This window comes from Mycobacterium sp. 852002-50816_SCH5313054-b, from assembly GCF_001667185.1.
In the GTDB taxonomy this organism is placed as follows: Bacteria; Actinomycetota; Actinomycetes; order Mycobacteriales; family Mycobacteriaceae; genus Mycobacterium.
This window is the reverse complement of record NZ_LZIC01000066.1, coordinates 1-16615: the sequence shown is the minus strand read 5'-3', so window position 1 is coordinate 16615 and position 16615 is coordinate 1. Positions and strand designations below refer to the sequence as shown.

At 67.7% G+C, this 16615-nt stretch carries 12 protein-coding genes; 2 read left to right on the top strand and 10 right to left on the bottom strand.

Annotated elements, in window-relative coordinates:
• Positions 1 to 124: 124 nt before the first annotated feature.
• The 7 genes from A5787_RS13930 to A5787_RS13900 all read right to left on the bottom strand — a co-directional run bounded on the left by A5787_RS13930 (position 125) and on the right by A5787_RS13900 (position 11530).
• A complete protein-coding gene (locus tag A5787_RS13930) occupies positions 125 to 2023 on the bottom strand; it encodes an ABC transporter family substrate-binding protein (RefSeq protein WP_197507122.1) in 1899 nt (632 codons plus the stop codon).
• A gap of 45 nt (positions 2024 to 2068) precedes the next feature.
• Entirely contained in the window at positions 2069 to 3958 is a 1890-nt protein-coding gene (gene typA / locus A5787_RS13925; protein WP_066967604.1) for a translational GTPase TypA, read from the bottom strand.
• A 176-nt stretch (positions 3959 to 4134) separates the two neighbouring features.
• The gene (gene narI / locus A5787_RS13920) at positions 4135 to 4875 is read right to left on the bottom strand and encodes a respiratory nitrate reductase subunit gamma (protein ID WP_156763939.1); all 741 of its coding nucleotides are present in this window, start codon (positions 4873 to 4875) and stop codon (positions 4135 to 4137) included.
• A gap of 1 nt (position 4876) precedes the next feature.
• Positions 4877 to 5542 carry a nitrate reductase molybdenum cofactor assembly chaperone gene (gene narJ, locus A5787_RS13915; RefSeq protein ID WP_066967601.1) on the bottom strand — a complete coding sequence of 222 codons (666 nt, stop codon included), beginning with the start codon at positions 5540 to 5542 and terminating at the stop codon, positions 4877 to 4879.
• The gene (gene narH / locus A5787_RS13910) at positions 5539 to 7167 is read right to left on the bottom strand and encodes a nitrate reductase subunit beta (RefSeq protein ID WP_066967589.1); all 1629 of its coding nucleotides are present in this window, start codon (positions 7165 to 7167) and stop codon (positions 5539 to 5541) included. Before narH ends, narJ begins: the two co-directional genes overlap by 4 nt.
• Positions 7167 to 10841: a nitrate reductase subunit alpha gene (locus A5787_RS13905; protein WP_066967587.1), complete on the bottom strand. Its 3675-nt coding sequence runs from the start codon at positions 10839 to 10841 to the stop codon at positions 7167 to 7169. Before A5787_RS13905 ends, narH begins: the two co-directional genes overlap by 1 nt.
• 296 nt (positions 10842 to 11137) lie before the next feature.
• Positions 11138 to 11530 (bottom strand): (deoxy)nucleoside triphosphate pyrophosphohydrolase, encoded by a 393-nt coding sequence (locus A5787_RS13900; RefSeq protein ID WP_066967585.1) that lies wholly within the window; start codon positions 11528 to 11530, stop codon positions 11138 to 11140.
• A gap of 648 nt (positions 11531 to 12178) precedes the next feature.
• Here A5787_RS13900 and A5787_RS13895 point away from each other — a divergent pair.
• Both A5787_RS13895 and A5787_RS13890 read left to right on the top strand, forming a co-directional pair.
• Positions 12179 to 13813 carry a fatty acyl-AMP ligase gene (locus A5787_RS13895; protein WP_066967583.1) on the top strand — a complete coding sequence of 545 codons (1635 nt, stop codon included), beginning with the start codon at positions 12179 to 12181 and terminating at the stop codon, positions 13811 to 13813.
• 36 nt (positions 13814 to 13849) lie between these two features.
• Complete coding sequence (locus A5787_RS13890; RefSeq protein WP_066967580.1) at positions 13850 to 14650, top strand: GAF and ANTAR domain-containing protein; 801 nt, start codon at positions 13850 to 13852, stop codon at positions 14648 to 14650.
• On the opposite strand, the gene A5787_RS13885 is transcribed toward A5787_RS13890, so the two are convergent.
• The 3 genes from A5787_RS13885 to A5787_RS28165 all read right to left on the bottom strand — a co-directional run.
• Complete coding sequence (locus A5787_RS13885; RefSeq protein ID WP_066967577.1) at positions 14647 to 15393, bottom strand: GAF and ANTAR domain-containing protein; 747 nt, start codon at positions 15391 to 15393, stop codon at positions 14647 to 14649. The genes A5787_RS13890 and A5787_RS13885 overlap by 4 nt on opposite strands.
• An 18-nt stretch (positions 15394 to 15411) precedes the next feature.
• Positions 15412 to 16119, bottom strand: a complete 708-nt coding sequence (locus A5787_RS13880) for a GAF and ANTAR domain-containing protein (RefSeq protein WP_066967575.1) — start codon at positions 16117 to 16119, stop codon at positions 15412 to 15414.
• 112 nt (positions 16120 to 16231) lie between these two features.
• Positions 16232 to 16615 (bottom strand): hypothetical protein (locus A5787_RS28165; protein WP_231993979.1); only part of this gene is annotated, 384 nt, incomplete at its 5' end.

Here is a 16615-nt window from a genome sequence, read left to right as displayed (position 1 = left end):
CGCTAAGGAAGTTTGTGGATATCCGTTCCGATCAATTCGTCATTAATTCGTTACTTTTGATCCACGCCAGCCGGCGCACGGCCATTCATAGAAAATGGCCGTTTTCAATTTTTGGAATGCTCGGTTACGGCCCGGTTTTGATCCATTGGCCAGCATCGCCGACGATGCCGACCGGCACCGCTCCCGTCAGGCTCACGTTCTGCACGCTGGGCCCGGCCCCGACGATCGTGGTGTCCTGCAGGATCGGCAACACCGTAGACATGTTCCACAGCCGCGGTTCGACCGCGGTGATCACGTCGTTGATGTTCTTGGTGCCATTGAGCGCGGCGTCGATGTTCGACTGGATGCTGCGATCGCAAATTCCTGTGAGGTTCGACGGCGCCTGCACCAGCGCGCCGGGTTCGGGCGGCCGAGGGGGCGGCGGGGCCGGCGTCGGCGTCACCGCAGACGTCGCGGCGGTGGTCCCCGGGCCCGCGGGCGGCGGGCCCGCGGCGGGCGTGGTGGTCGGCGTGCTGGACGGCGACACCGTCGTCGTCTGCAGCGCGGGGCAGCCGTAGCGCGAGGCCAGCGACGTCGCCAGGTTTCCCCCGGCTCGGTGCCAGCCCACGATCGCGTCCACCTGGTTGTTGGCCAGCGCGTCGCGGTACAGCGTCACCGGGTCCAGCGCCAGCACGGTCGCGTCGATGCCGACGTTGCGGAGCTGGTCGGCGGCCGTGTTGGCCACCGCGACCGAGGTCGGGTCATTCGCCGCCACCCCGATGGCCAGCGACAGCGGCTGGCCGTCCTTGCTGATCCGGCCGCGGATGACCTCCGGCGGTCCGGGGCTCGCGGGGGTGGGCGACGGTGACGCCGACGGGTTGGAATCGATCTGATAGCCGGACGCCGACAGCAACGCCAGCGCCGCGGGCGTGGTCATCGCGGGCGGCGCCGTCGGCTCGTAGCCGGGGTCGCTCGGCGAGCGGATCTGGGCCTGGTCCAGCGTGACGGTGTTGTCGCTGCCCGCACCCACGGCCGCCAGCAGGTCGACGTCGAGCAGGCCCAGGATCGCCTTGCGAACCTGCGCATCGGACAGCTTCGGCTCGCTGGCCCGCAGCGTGAGCTGCATGACCCGTGGCGTCACGATCCGGGCGGTCCGCACGTCCGGGATGGCCGAGAGCTGGGCGAAGGCCGCCGAGCCGCCGTGCACCTGGGCCACCTGCGTGTCGCCGTTGCGCACGGAATCGGCCAGCGCGGCCGGCGCGCCGGCCCGGCGGAAGAGGATCAGCGCGGGTTTGGCGGGCGGGCCCCAGTAGCGGTCGTTGCGGGCGATCAGGATCTCGTCGCGCTGCGGGTCGATGCTCTCCACCCGGAACTGGCCGCCGGTGACGGGCAGCGTGCGGGCCAGCCCGGCCAGGAAACCGCCCGGCACGTCCTTGATGATGTGCGCCGGCAGGATGTTGCTGAACAGCTCCTTCCAGGCCGGATACGGTTGCGCGAAGGTGACCACGGCCTGCTTGCCGCCCTCGAGCGATTGCACGCCGGTGATGAGGTCGTATCCGGCCGGGTCAACCACGCCGGGCTGGCTGACCATCTGCCGCCACAGGTACCAGAAGTCGTCTGCGGCGATCGGGGCGTTGTCGGTCCACTGGGCCTCGGGCCGGATCTTGTAGGTGACCGTGAACGGGTTCTGGTTGGTCACCTCGGCGGAGACCAGCAGGGTCGGGTCCATTTCCCAGCGCGAGCCCGTCGGGCTGTTGGGGTCGGGCACCGGCCGAAACGTGCTGGGCAACACCAGCGCGCTGATCGCCGCGTTCACCGGCGACAGGTCCGACAGCAGATGCGGGTTGAACCCGGCGCCGATCGAGTCGATGCCCATGATGATCTGGGTCGGCCGCTGCGGCGGTGGCGCCGAGTTGTGGGGCGTGTCGGTGCTCTGCGGCGCCGGCGGCGGGTTGACCGTGCACGCCGCCAGCACCACCCCGAACAGCGAGACGACCGCGCCGACCGTCAGGAAAAGGCGGCGGGCGGGTCTTGGCACGCCCATCAGGGTATCGAGCAGGCGCCCAGCGGCCCGCCGGACCACGCGCCGCTAACCCCGGGCCTTGGCCCGCGAGCGGCTACGGGCCCGGGAGGTGGCGTCCAGCTCGACCTTGCGCACCCGTACGAACTCGGGAGTCACCTCGACGCATTCGTCTTGCGCGCAGAACTCCATGGCCTGTTCCAGGTCGAGGTCGAGCGGCTTGGCCAGCGTCTCGATGACGTCCGCGGTCGACGACCGCATGTTGGTCAGCTTCTTCTCGCGGGTCACATTGACGTCGAGATCCTCTGCGCGCGGGTTGATTCCGACGACCATGCCCTCGTAGGTGTCCTGTCCGGGCTCGACGAAGAACTGCCCCCGGTCGGCGAGCTGGATGAGCGCGAACGGCGTGATGGTGCCCGAGCGGTCGGACACCAGCGAGCCGGTGTGGCGGGCCCGGATCTCCCCCGCCCACGGGCGGTAGCCGTCGAACACGGCGTTGGCGATGCCGGTACCGCGCGTGATCGTGAGGAAGTCGGTGCGGAAGCCGATCAGGCCGCGGCTGGGCACGATGAAGTCCATCCGGACCCAGCCGGCCGCGTGGTTGGTCATCTCCTCCATGCGGCCCTTGCGGGCGGCCATCAACTGGGTGATCGCGCCGACGAATTCCTCGGGGCAGTCGATCGTCATCGCCTCGAACGGCTCGTGCAGCCGACCGTCGATGGTCTTGGTGACCACCTGCGGCTTGCCCACCGTCAATTCGAAACCCTCCCGGCGCATCTGCTCGACCAGCACGGCCAGGGCGAGCTCGCCGCGGCCCTGCACCTCCCAGGCGTCGGGCCGGCCGATGTCGACCACCCGGATCGACACGTTGCCGACCAGCTCGGTGTCCAGCCGGTTGCGGACCATCCGCGCGGTCAGCTTGTGACCGGATACCTTGCCGGCCAGCGGCGAGGTGTTCGTCCCGATGGTCACCGAGATCGCCGGCTCGTCGACGGTGATGCGCGGCAGCGCGTGGGCGTGATCGGGGTCGGCCAGGGTGTCCCCGATCATGATCTCGGGCAGGCCGGCCACGGCGACGATGTCGCCGGCGATCGCCTCGTCGGTGGGGCTGCGCTCGACGCCCTCGGTCGCGAGCAACTCGGTGATCTTGGCGCTGGTGATGACCGGCACCCCGTCGACCTCGCGCATCCAGGCGACCTGCTGGCCCTTGCGCAGCTTGCCGTTGTAGATGCGGATCAGCGCGAGGCGCCCGAGGAACGCCGACGCGTCGAGGTTGGTCACCAGCGCCTGCAGCGGCGCCTCCGGGTCCCCCGACGGCCCCGGGATGTGCTCCATCAACACGTCGAACAGCGGGTCGAGGTTGTCGCCCGCGGGCACCTCGCCGTCGGCCGGCTGGTCGGTGCTCGCGATGCCCGCGCGGCCCGACGCGTACAGCGTGGGCAGGCCCAGCGCATGCTCGGCGGCCTTGGCCGCTTCGTCATCGAGGTCCGACGCCACATCGAGCAGCAGGTCGTGGCTGGCGTCGACGACCTCGGCGATCCGCGCGTCGGGCCGGTCGGTCTTGTTGACGACGAGGATGACCGGCAGGTGCGCGGCCAGCGCCTTGCGCAGCACGAACCGCGTCTGCGGCAACGGGCCCTCGGACGCGTCCACCAGCAGCAGCACCCCGTCCACCATGGACAGACCGCGTTCCACCTCGCCGCCGAAGTCGGCGTGCCCGGGTGTGTCGATGACATTGATCACGGTGACCGTGCCGTCGGGGTTATGCCGATGCACGGCGGTGTTCTTGGCCAGGATCGTGATGCCCTTTTCCTTCTCCAGGTCACCGCTGTCCATGATGCGTTCCTGGGTGTCGTCGCCGCGGTGGTGCAGCGCCCCGGACTGCCGCAGCATCGCGTCGACCAGGGTGGTTTTCCCGTGGTCGACGTGGGCGACGATGGCGACGTTGCGGAATGGCACGTCGGTGATTCTGGCAGTGGGCGCCTCAGATAGCGAACCGGCCGATGCGCGCCAGCTCGGCGGCGTCGAGTGTGCGGTGGCGGCGCTGAGTGCGCGGTGGCGGTGCGCCAAGTCGCGTGTCGTCGCCCTGGTCGCACACTCAAAGCCCAGGACGCACACTCAATCGTCTGCCGGCCCTACCAGCCGCGGCGGCGCGGCGCCGACCCGATCAGCTCGTGATTGTCGGCCACGTCACGGCTGCGGTAGACGATGTAGGGCCGAAAGAGATAGCCGATCGGGGCGCTGAACGCGTGCACCAGCCGGGTGAACGGCCACAGGGCGAACAGCGCCAGCGCGATCGCCACGTGTATCTGGTAGTAGAACGCCGCGTGGGCCATCAGGTCTCCGCGCGGATCGAGCAGCCAGATCGACCGGAACCAGACCGACACCTTCTGCCGGTAATCGTGCAGCTCGCCGAAGTGCGTGGCGCCCGCCAGGGTGCAGCACAGCCCCGCCACCAACGCGCACGCGAGCACCAAATACATCAGCTTGTCGTTGCGGGTGGTGGCCAAGAACACAGCGCCGTGCGTGCGCCTCCGATAGATCAGCAGTCCGATGCCGATCAGCGTGGCGAAACCGGCGGGCACGCCGAGCAGCAGCGCCTGCAGGTGATAGATGTGATCGCTCATCCCGACCGCGCGGGTCCAGGATTCCGGGACGAACAGGCCCATGACGTGGCCCATGATCACCGCCAGACTGCCGAAGTGGAAGAGCGGGCTGCCGATCGACAACAACTTCGACTCGTAGATCTGCGACGAACGGGTGGTCCAGCCGAACTTGTCGTAGCGGTACCGCCACCAGGTGCCGACGGCCGCGGCCGCCAGCACGACGTAAGGCACGTCGTCCCAAAAGATTTCGATCAACTTCAGGTGTACCAAGTCAGGCTCCCTTGGTGCGCTTCGGCGGGACGGTCAAGGTAAACGGTTGCAACCCAACGGCTTCCGTCGGGGGGCCGGCCTGAGCCAATCGCTGCGCCCGGCGCGCATCCTGGTCAGTGGCGGCCGGCAGCGTCTCGCAGACCGCGGCGATGGTGTGCTGGTAGGGCGACTTGGCGTCCGCCAGGGCTTCCCGTAACACGTCGATCGGCACGCGGTGCTCGATCAGCAGGCGGCGCCCAACGTCGGGGTCGACGGTGGCGGCGAATTCGAGGACGACGGGCAGGTGGTCCGGCGCCTCGGCGCGGGGCGGTTCGACGCCCGCGTCGCGGTAGGCGGTGGCGAACGCCAACATCTCCCGGCCGCGGTTGCGGGTGTCCCCGGCGGTCCAGTAGGTCAGGTACATGGTGTTGCGCCGGCGCATGTCGAAGGTCTCGACGTAGCCCGTCGCAGCGGCCATCGGTTCGAGGGCGCGCAGCGCCGAGACCGTCCGCTGCAGCAGCGCCGCCGCCAGACCGCCGATGTGGCCCAGCAGTTCGTCGACGGTGTCGAGCCGCTCGGCCAGCCCGTCATCCGGATAGGCGAGCAGCAGCGATGCCGCCAGCCACACCAGCCGGTCCTGCATCGTCCGGCTGGCTGACCGCTCCCGGACCTGGGCCAGCAGCCTCATCGCCTGCCCTCCGGGAACAGCCCCTCGGGCACGCCGTCGCCGTCCCACGTGAGCAGATTCACTCGCGTGCGACCGCCCCCGCCCAGCTGGCGCTGTTTGGTGGCGTGGAAGGTCTCCACCGCCACCGGCACCGGGGCCCCGCTGCCCCCGCCGAACGGACCGGATTCGTACATCCCCGGCCCGCCCTCGCCCCACAACGAGCAGCCCATTTCCTCCAGATCCTGGGCCTGTGGGCTGAAGGCGGTCGGAATGACGTACCGCTCTTCGTATTTGGCGATCGCGAGCAGCCGGTACATGTCGTAGATCTCTTCTTCGGTCATGCCGACGGCGTGCGGGATGTGCGGCTGGGTCTCCCGGCCGAGGTTGATGTCGCGCATGTAGGAGCGCATCGCGGCCAGCCGGCGCAACACACCCTCGACGACGTGGGTGTCCCCGGCGGTGAACAGCTCGGCGAGGTATTGCATCGGGATGCGCAGCGCGTCCAGCGCGCCGAACAGGTTGCCCAGTTCCTCGCCATCGTGCCCGTCGCGGCTGACGGCGTCGACCACCGGCGACAGCGGCGGGATGTACCAGACCATCGGCATGGTCCGGTATTCCGGGTGCAACGGCAGCGCCACCTTAAACTTGTTGATCAGCGCGTACACCGGGGAGCGCTGCGCGGCCTCGATCCACTCGTCGGCGATACCCTCGGCGCGAGCGGCGGCGATGACCTCGGGATCGCTGGGGTCCAACAGGATCCGGCGCTGCGCCTCGTAGAGGTCTTTGTCGTCTTGGACCGACGCGGCCTGAAGCACCCGGTCGGCGTCGTAGAGCACCAGCCCGAGGTAGCGCAGCCGCCCCACGCACGTCTCCGAGCAGATGGTCGGCAGACCGACCTCGATGCGCGGGTAGCACATGGTGCACTTCTCCGCCTTGCCGGTCTTGTGGTTGAAATACACCTTCTTGTAAGGGCATCCGGACACGCACATCCGCCAGCCGCGGCAGCGGTCCTGGTCGACGAGCACGATGCCGTCCTCGCTGCGCTTGTACATCGCGCCCGACGGGCACGAGGCCACGCAGGACGGGTTGAGGCAGTGCTCGCAGATGCGCGGCAGGTAGAACATGAAGGTCTCTTCGAGCTTGAGGGTGACCTCCTCACTGACCTTCTTCAGAATCGGGTCTCCCGAAAGGATTTCGGGTGACCCGGCCAGGTTGTCGTCCCAGTTCGGTCCCCACGAAACCTTCATCGGCTCGCCGGTGATCATGCTCCTGGGGGCGGCCGTGGGGAAGGTGTCACCCGCCGGGGCCGTCGTCAGGTTCTCGTAGTCGTAGGTCCACGGCTCGTAGTACTCGTCGATGGTGGGCAGCTTGGGGTTGGCGAAGATCCGCAGCAGCTTCCTGATGCGACCGCCGTCGCGCAGCCGCAGCCGGCCCTTCTTGTCGCGGATCCAGCCGCCGCGCCAGCGCTCCTGGTCCTCGTAGGTGCGCGGGTAGCCTTGCCCCGGACGGGTTTCGACGTTGTTGAACCACACGTATTCGGTGCCGCCGCGGTTGGTCCAAGCCTGCTTGCAGGTGACCGAGCAGGTATGGCAGCCGATGCACTTGTCGAGGTTCATCACCATCGCCAGTTGCGCCATGACCTTCACTAGTACGTCACCTCCTGGCTGCGACGCCGCACCACCGTCACCTCGTCGCGCTGGTTGCCGGTGGGGCCCAGGTAGTTGAACCCGAACGAATGCTGGGCGTAGCCGCCGGCGAGGTGGCTGGGCTTGATGCGCACCCGGGTCAGCGCGTTGTGGTTGCCGCCGCGCTTATTGTTGGCCTCGGTGCGCGGGGTGTCGACCGTGCGTTCCTGAACGTGGTAGACGTAGACCACGCCGTCGGGCATCCGGTGCGAGACGATCGCCCGGCACACGTAGATGCCGTTGACGTTCACCGCCTCGACCCAATCGTTGTCGCGCACCCCGATTTTCGCCGCGTCGCCGGGGCTCATCCACATCGTCGGTCCGCCGCGCGACAGCGACAACATGTACAGGTTGTCCTGGTAGGTGGAGTGGAACGACCACTTCGAGTGCGGGGTCAGATAACGCACGGTCAGGCCGACGCCGTCGTCGGTCGGGCCCAGCTCCGGCTGACCGAACAGCCGGGTCATGTCCAGCGGCGGGCGAAAGACGGGCAGGTGCTCGCCGAGTTCCTCCACCCAGTCGTGCGCCAGGTAGAAGTGCATCCGCCCGGTGAGCGTGTGGAACGGTTTGAGGTTCTCGATGTTGATCGTGAACGGCGCGTAGCGGCGTCCGCCGGTCTCGCTGCCCGACCATTCCGGGCTGGTGATCACCGGGACCGGGCGCGCCTGGGTGTCGGCGTAGGTGATGCGGCGCTCCTCGCTGCCCTCGGCCAGGTGCGCCAGCCGCTGGCCGGTGCGCTTCTCCAGCTCCCGGAAGCCCTCGACGGCCAGCCTGCCGTTGGTCGTCCCCGACAGCAGCAGCAGCACGTCGGCCATCCGACTCGCCGTCGTGATGGCCGGGCGGCCCGCAGCCACGCCGGAATTCATCACGCCGAACCGGGCGGCCAATTCCTCGACCTCACGGAAGGGATGCACCGTGACGCCCTTGGTGGTCACCCCGAACTGGTCGACGAGCGGGCCCAAGGTGAGCCACTTGTCGTAGATGGCGGTGTAATCGCGCTCGACGACGGTGACCTTGGCCATCGTGCGCCCCGGCACCGGGGTGGCACCGCCCCGCAACCAATCCCGCTCCGTGCCGTCGGGATAGGCCATCGCATCGGGGGTGTCGTGCTGCAGCGCGGTGAGCACCACGTCGCTGCGGGTGCCCAGGTGGTCCTTGGCCATCGCGCTGAACGCGCGGGCGATGGCACCGAAAGCGTCGAAATCCGAACGGGTTTCCCAAGGCGGGTCGGTGGCGGCGCTGAACGCGTGCACATAGGGGTGCATGTCGGTGCTGGACAGGTCGGCCTTTTCGTACCAGGTCGCGGCCGGCAGCACCACGTCGGATACCAACGTCGTCGAGGTCATCCGGAAGTCGATCGACATCATCAAATCGAGCTTGCCCTCGGGGATTTCGCGATCGCACGTCACATCGACGGGGCGCACCCCGTCCTCCGGCGGCTGTGAATTGGAATCGGTCCCCAGCAGATGACGCAGGAAATACTCGCCGCCCTTGCCCGACGAGCCGATCAGGTTGGCCCGCCACACGGTAAGCACCCGCGGCCAGTTGGCCGGGTTGTCGGGATCGGTCACGGCAAGTTTGAGCGCGCGCCGGCCGAGCTGCTCGGCGACGTACTCGGCGACGTCGCCGCCCGAGGCGCGCGCCTCGTCGGCGACCTCGAGGCTGGACCGGTCGAACTGCGGGTAGAACGGGCTCCAGCCCATCGCCACCGACGACGCCAGCAGGTCGATCGTGTGCTTGCCCGCGAACCTGCCGCGGCCCACCGGGCTGGCCAGCTTGTCGGCCCCGTAGCCGTCGTAGCGCCATTGGTCGGTGTGCACGTACCAGTACGAGGCGCCGGGCACCTGCCGCGGCGGCCGTGACCAGTCGGTGGCCATCGCCATGGTCTGAAAGCCGGTGAGCGGACGCACCTTTTCCTGGCCGACGTAGTGCGCCCATCCGCCGCCGTTGCGGCCCATCGACCCGGTCAGCATCAACAGCGCCAGCACCGAGCGGTAGATCGCGTCGCTGTGGAACCAGTGGCAGATGCCGCCGCCCATGATGATCATCGAACGCCCGCCGGATTCCTCTGCGCTGCGGGCGAATTCCTTGGCGACCCGGATCGCCTGCCCGGCCGACACACCGGTGATGGGCTCCTGCCAGGCCGGGGTGTTCTGGTGCGTCGGGTCGTCGTAGCCGGCGGGCCAGTCGCCGGGCAACCCGGGGCGCGCCACCCCATATTGGGCGAGCATCAGGTCGAAGACGGTGCACACCAAGTGTTTACCGACGCGTCGCACCGGCACCCCGCGCGCCAGCGTGCCGCCCTCGCCGTTCACCGTGTCGAAGCTGGGCAGGTGGACCAGCGCGGTGTCGTCGGACCCCAGGACACTGAGCGCCGGCGTCAGGTCGCCGAGGTCCAGGTTCCACTTGCCGACGCCGTCCTCGCCGTAGCGGAACCCGAGCGAGCCCTGGGGCACTACAACGGAATTCGTCGCCTCGTCGAGCAGAGCCGGTTTGAGCGCGGCGTTCTCGACGGCCTCGCCGATGTCTGCGGCCGTGAGGTTCTTGCCGGGCACCAGCAGGTCGCCGCGTTGTTCGAGCTTGATCAAAAACGGCAGGTCGGTGTAGCGGCGCGCGAAGTCGGCGAAGAACGGAACCTGGTTGCGCACATAGCATTCCGACAGGATGACGTGGCCCATCGCCATGGCCAGCGCCCCGTCGGTGCCGGCGGCGCACGGCATCCACTCGTCCGCGAACTTGGTGTTGTCGGCGTAGTCGGGGCTGACGGTCACCACCTTGGTGCCGCGATAGCGCGCCTCGGCCATCCAGTGCGCGTCCGGGGTCCGGGTGATCGGGACGTTGGATCCCCACATCATCAAGTACGCCGCGTCCCACCAGTCCCCGGACTCGGGCACGTCGGTCTGGTCGCCGAACACCTGCGGGGAGGCCACCGGAAGATCGGCGTACCAGTCGTAGAACGACGTCATGGCGCCGCCGATCAGCTCGTAGAACCGCGAGCCGGCGGTGTAGGACACCATCGACATCGCCGGAATCGGCGAGAAACCGGCGACCCGGTCGGGGCCGTAGGTCTTGATCGTGTGCACGTGGGCCGCCGCGATCAGTTCGGTGGCCTCGGCCCAACTGATCCGCACCAGCCCGCCCTTGCCGCGCGCCCGCTGATAGCGGCGCCTGCGCTCCGGGTCGGCCTGAATGTCGGCCCAGGCCAGCACGGGGTCGCCCAGCCGCGTCTTGGCCTCTCGAAACATCTCGACCAGCACGCCACGGGCGTAGGGATAACGCACCCGGGTGGGCGAGTAGCTGTACCAGGAGAACGACGCACCGCGCGGGCAACCGCGCGGCTCGTATTCGGGCCGGTCCGGGCCCACCGACGGATAGTCGGTCTGCTGGGTTTCCCAGGTGATGATCCCGTCCTTGACGTAGATCTTCCACGAGCACGAACCGGTGCAGTTCACCCCGTGCGTGGACCGGACCACCTTGTCGTGGCTCCACCTGTCGCGGTAGAAAACGTCGCCCTCGCGGCCGCCGCGCCTGGTGACGGTGCGCAAATCCGAGGAGAACTCGCCCGGGGTGAAGAATCGCCCACTGCGTTCCAGTAGCTCCTCGAGCGGTCCACCAACGTGAGGTGTGACAGTCAAGAAAAAGCCTCCCTAGTAGATCCACGTGAAAGTTCGCCGTTGGGTTCGAGTGCTCGGAACCCGGACGCGGGCGTTAGGGAAAACCGGCGCCGTCATTCCGCGCTTTTCCGACACGGCGACGCGGGGCCCGGCATGGCGGCCATGGCCACGTCGTCCGAACTGGCATCGGAATCACTTCGGGCATGCACATCGACGTTACGGTTTTTTGGGGCTCGTACCTTCCGATTTCACGCGTGTCTGCTGCGATAGCGCTGAAGGTTGCCTGCATGCAGCCTGTGGACTTGTTATGAGCCCGCTCACAGCGCTCGAGCCAGGTCCTCCAGCCAGCCGCGATCCGCGGGCACCCAGTCGACATCGTTCAGTTCCGCCGCGGTGACCCACCGCAGCGCCTGGTGGTCGCGCGGGTGCGGTTCCCCGCCAAGCAGCGCAACCCGATAGGCCCGCAGCGTCGTCGTCTCGTTCAGCGCGATGTCGGCGCCCAGGCGGTCACCCACCGCGATGTCGCCGACATGAAGGCCCAGTTCCTCGGCCAGCTCGCGGGCCAGCGCGTCGGGCTCGGTTTCGCCGGGCGCGACCTTGCCGCCGGGCAGCTCCCAACGGCCGGCCAGCTCCGGCGGCCGAATGCGCTGCGCGACCAACAGGGTTGGGCCACAGATGATCGCTGCGGCGACGACGATCTGTGTTGGCATGGCCAGTGACGGTATACCGTCTGGTGTGGCCACGCCGCCGACGTCACGGCGATGCTCCACGCGGCATGATGCCGGCGAGGTGTACCCACGACAGCGTGCTGGCAACCTGTGCGGGAGTTGCCGCGTTTGTGCACACGGCCAGAGTCGACGACGGCCAGTCTGATGCTGACTGCTTAACACCACAGTTGCACCGACGGTCATCTCGCATCGGAAAAGCGGACGCAACCGGCCCTAATTCCGTCGCTCGTTGCAGCATATCCCGTTGGCAGCGAATAGCAGAAGGGCTACGGCCATCGGTTTCGAGCACGGGACGGTGCGTCGCGCCGGTCGTGGCCTTCTTCTGGTCAATGCAACCGCTTTCGCGGTTAGTGCTGCAATCATGCGCGCCAGACGGTACGGTCGAGTTTGGTTGATTCTCCAGCCTTCGGAAACGTCACGGCGGCGATCTGAACTTCCCCGCCGGCCTGCGATGAACTTCGACGTAAGCCGACAGACTCAGCGTGCTACTCCTCGGGGGCGTGTCGGCAAAACGAGCCCTTTGCCCTAAGACCACCGGTGTCCTCAGGCCTGTCCCCTGTTCTCGCCGTTCTCACCGCGTCGCGGAGGGCGAACGCACCGAGCGGCCGCACCGGAGCAAGAGGGACTTCCGTGAGCACATTTACCGACACGATGTTCGCCAGCGCCCAGTGGAGCTTGAAGGGCATGGTCACTGGCGAACCTCATGCTCCAATCCGGCATAGCTGGATGGAGGTACACCAGCGAGCCCGCCAGGTTGCCGGCGGCCTGGCCGCGGCAGGAGTCGGACACGGTGACGCGGTCGCCGTGCTGGCCGGGGCGCCGAGTGAGATCGCGCCGGCTTCCCAGGCCATCTGGATGCGCGGCGCCAGTCTCACGATGTTGCATCAGCCGACCCCGCGAACCGACCAGCAGCGCTGGATCGCGGAGACCACCGCTGTCATCGAGATGATCGGTGCCAAGGTGGTTTTGGTCTCGGAACCGTTCCTGCCCGCGGCGCCATTGCTGACCGGATCGGGCATGAGCGTGCTGACCATTGAGCAGCTTCTCCACAGTCAGGCGATCGACCCGGTCGACAGCGACGACGATGACGTCGCATTTCTGCAGTTGACTTCGGGCTCCACAGGTGCCCCGAAGGCGGTCCGGATTACTCACGCGAACGTCGTGGCCAATGCCGAGGCAATGTTCGTCGGCGCGAATGTCGACGCTGACAACGACGTGATCGTCAGCTGGCTGCCGTGTTTCCACGACATGGGCATGACAGGCTATCTGACGGTTCCGATGTACTACGGTGTCGAGCTGGTCAAGATCACTCCAATGGACTTTTTGCGGGATGTCTTGTTGTGGGGCAAGCTAATCGACAAGTACAAGGGCACCATGACGGCTGCGCCTAACTTCGCCTATAACCTGTTCGCCAAGCGGCTGCGTCGGCAGGCGGTACCCGGGCAGTTCGATCTGTCGTCGCTGCGGTGGGCGCTGTCGGGCGCCGAACAGGTGAACCCATCCGACGTGGAGGACCTCTGCGACGCCGGCGCGCCGTTCGGGCTGAAGCCGCAGGCGATCGTTCCCGCGTACGGCATGGCGGAAACGACGGTAGCGGTCTCGTTCACCGAGTGCGGCGGCGGAATGGCCGTCGACGAGGTGGACGCCGACATGCTCGCGGTCCTGCATCGGGCAATCCCCGCGACCAAAGGCCGCACCCGACGGCTGACCTGTCTCGGCCGGCCGCTGGAAGGCACGTCGGTGCGGATCGTCGACGAGGACGGTGGCGTACTGTCGGCCCGCGGCGTCGGCGTCATCCAGGTGCGTGGCGAATCGGTGACCGACGGATACATCACCGTGGCCGGTCTGGTTGCGGCGCAAGACGATCAGGGGTGGTATGACACCGGGGACCTGGGCTATGTGACCGAAGACGGCAACATAGTGGTCTGCGGCCGGGTCAAGGACGTCATCATCATGGCCGGCCGCAAGATCTACCCGGCCGACATCGAACGCGCCGGCGCTCGGGTGCCTGGAGTCCGGCCGGGTGGTGCCGTGGCGGTGCGGTTGGACGCCGGGCTGTCCCGCGAGACGTTCGCGGTGGCGGTCGAGTCGAAGGAATGGAGGCATCCCGCAGAAGTGCGGCGCATCGAGCAGCAGGTGGCGCACGAGGTGTTCGCCGAGGTCGATGTGCGGCCCCGCAGCGTCGTGGTGCTGGCGCCGGGGATGATCCCCAAGACACCGTCGGGAAAGCTGCGTCGCGCGCACGCGCTGGCACTCGTCAACTGATCGGCCCCGCATCGAAGGCATAAAATGGCTGTGACCATGCCTGACTACGATGCCCAACCTGGCCGCGAGCGAACCCAGCCCGCCTTGTCGCGGGCGCAGCTCGAAGCGGACGAAGTCGATATGCACGCCGGGTTGAGCGGGGTGGCCGGGATCGTGGCCGACGCGCGTCAGGTAGGCGAAATCCTCAGCGATGTGGCTGAATTCGCGGCGCGCGCCATCCCGGCAGCGGACGGCGTCGGCGTGACGTTGATCAAGTCGAATCACTACCGACCGCAGATCCAGACGTGGGCGGTGACGGCGGCGTTCGTGGAAGAGATCGACACCGCCCAGTACGAAGACCTCGATGAGGGGCCCTGCATCACCTGCATGCGCTCGAAGCGCCCTACGGTCAGCGGATCGCTCGGGAGCGATCCGCGCTGGCCGCACTTCGGCGGTCGGGTGGCCCGGATGGGGGTGCACTCCGTGCTGGCCCTGCCGCTGGTGGTCGACGAGCAGGTGATCGGTGCCATCAACTCGTATGCGTATGGCCGCGACGCGTTCGCAGATCACGCCGTGGAGCTCGGATCGCAGTTCGCGCGGCCGGCGGCGGTGTCCGTGTACCACGCGCAATTATTAGCGAGTGCGCGGGAGCGGACGGAGCGACTCCAACGGGCATTGGTGAGCCGGGCGGTCATCGATCAGGCGATCGGGATCATCCGCAGCCGCTCCGGCGTCGACGCTGAGGAGGCATTCGAGCGGCTCAGCGAGCTCAGCCAACATCAGAACGTCAAGCTGCACATCATGGCCGAAAGTCTGGTCGAGGAGGCCGCCCGGCGGGCCCGCGCCCGCCGGGGTTAGCGCGCGAGTTCCGACAACGCGGATATGAGTGCGGGGCGGAGCTGGCGCTCCGTCATCAACCGCTGGGCGACGTCGGTGAGGTGTTCTTTCCGACGGCGGGCGTAGGTACGCAAGATGGCGAACGCTTCTTCGACTTCGACGTCCAGGCGCTCACGCAGGAGGCCCTTGGCCTGCTCGATCGTGACGCGGCTAGCAAGTGCCGACCGCAGCTGTGGGAGCACACCGGCCGGTGTGAGCGGATGCTGCTGAACAATCGCGACGCACGCGATATGCGTAAGCGTTTGGGCGACAAGTAGGTCGGCGTCAGTCAGCGTGCCGGGGCGGCTGCCGAACAGGCCGAGGGCGCCGAGTACGGCGCCGGCCGCGCGCATGGGAACGGCATGCACCGACGCGAAACCGGCATCGCGCGCGGCCGTCGCGAACCGAGGCCAGCGATCGGTCTCGGCCCGCACGTCGGCGACCGAGACGGGTTGGCCAGTGGCATAGCAGTCCACGCATGGGCCCTCGTCGGCCTGCAGTTGGAAGAGTTCGACTTCACGGGCTTGCTCGGAGGTGGCCGCCAGCAGGCGGAGCTGTTTTAGGGGGTCTGCCAGTAGGAACCCCGCGGCCGAGATGTCTAGCAGTTCGGCGCAACGCTGGGTGAGCTCGGTGAGCAGGTCGACGACGTCGAAGTCGTCGAGCAGGCTGTCGACAAGGCCGACCACGGCTGCCAGGACACGGGTCTCATGTGGGGTGTCGGTCACGTTGCCCTCCTCGGTGTTTCAATCGGATTCGAGCTTGAGTCGGCGGTCAAGGATGTCGCGGGCGACGTCGGTGGCGCTGCGGCCGGTGGCGTAGGCGTGTGCGCGTAGCCGGACGAGCGCCTCGGCAGGATCGATATCGAGTTGGGCCACGAGCATCCCGGTGGCCTGGCCAACCTCAGCGCGCGACAGCGAGTTGAGATCGGCCCAGGCGTTGCTTCCCGGATCCCCGATGGCGGCTTGGAGGTCGGCGCTGAGGAGATCGAGCAGAGGGATACCGGCAACTTCGGCGGCGGCGACGGCACCGGCGAAGTTCACGCGGTCGAGGGGGCCGGGCTGGTGGCGAAAGAGGTCGAGGGCGCCGATGTACTCACCGGCGACGACGACGGGCAAGGCAAAGACGGCGCGAATCTGATGGGCGAGCATCTCCGGGCCGAAGGCGGGCCAGCGGCGGTCGCCGAGGTCGACGAGGTCGACGACGAGGACGGGCCTTCGCTGGGCGATGGAGTCAACGCAAGGACCTTCCCCAACGGTGAACTGGACTTCGTCGAGTCTGCGGGCCGAATCGCTGCTGGAGCCAAGCGTCCCAGTCGTGGCGCCGTCAAAAATCAGGGACAGCGCTGCGGCGTCGATGTCGAGGAGGACCACGCAAGCCTCGCACAGACGGTCGGCGGCTTTGGCCCCACGGTGGCCGTCGACGGCTGCGAGCAGTTGCTCTTGGATCGCCACGGCTAGCCGAGCGAGTTGCCGGGTAGCCCGACATAGCCGAGCGGTGCAACTTCCAGCGTCATTGCGACGTCCCGTCTCCGGCCCGAATAGCCAAATCTCTGCGAGTCGGCGATCACATGATCTCGGTGTGGTCATATTCGAAGTGCCGCCGAAAAATCGACACTACTCCGATCGCACCCGGCGCAGTCGCACGACTCAGACAGAGCCTTGTCATCGCGAGGATGCCGGCGGACTCGTCGCCCGCATCATCTTTGCGCCGGCACCGATTTCGACTGCGTGCCCGGCGTGCATCGCCAGGACTCCGCCAAAACGCTGCCGCCGCCAGGTAAGTGCGGGTCGCCATTAAATTTGCGATCTCCGGGTAATGGGCAGGTGCGCCAACGCGGCGTCTCGCCGCGCCGGGGCTCTGTACATTCGGCGCGGAAAAACTAAAATTTGGTGTCATGAAAAATCGAATGGGCAGGCCATGGCACTCCGCCCGCGCCGCCCCCTCCTC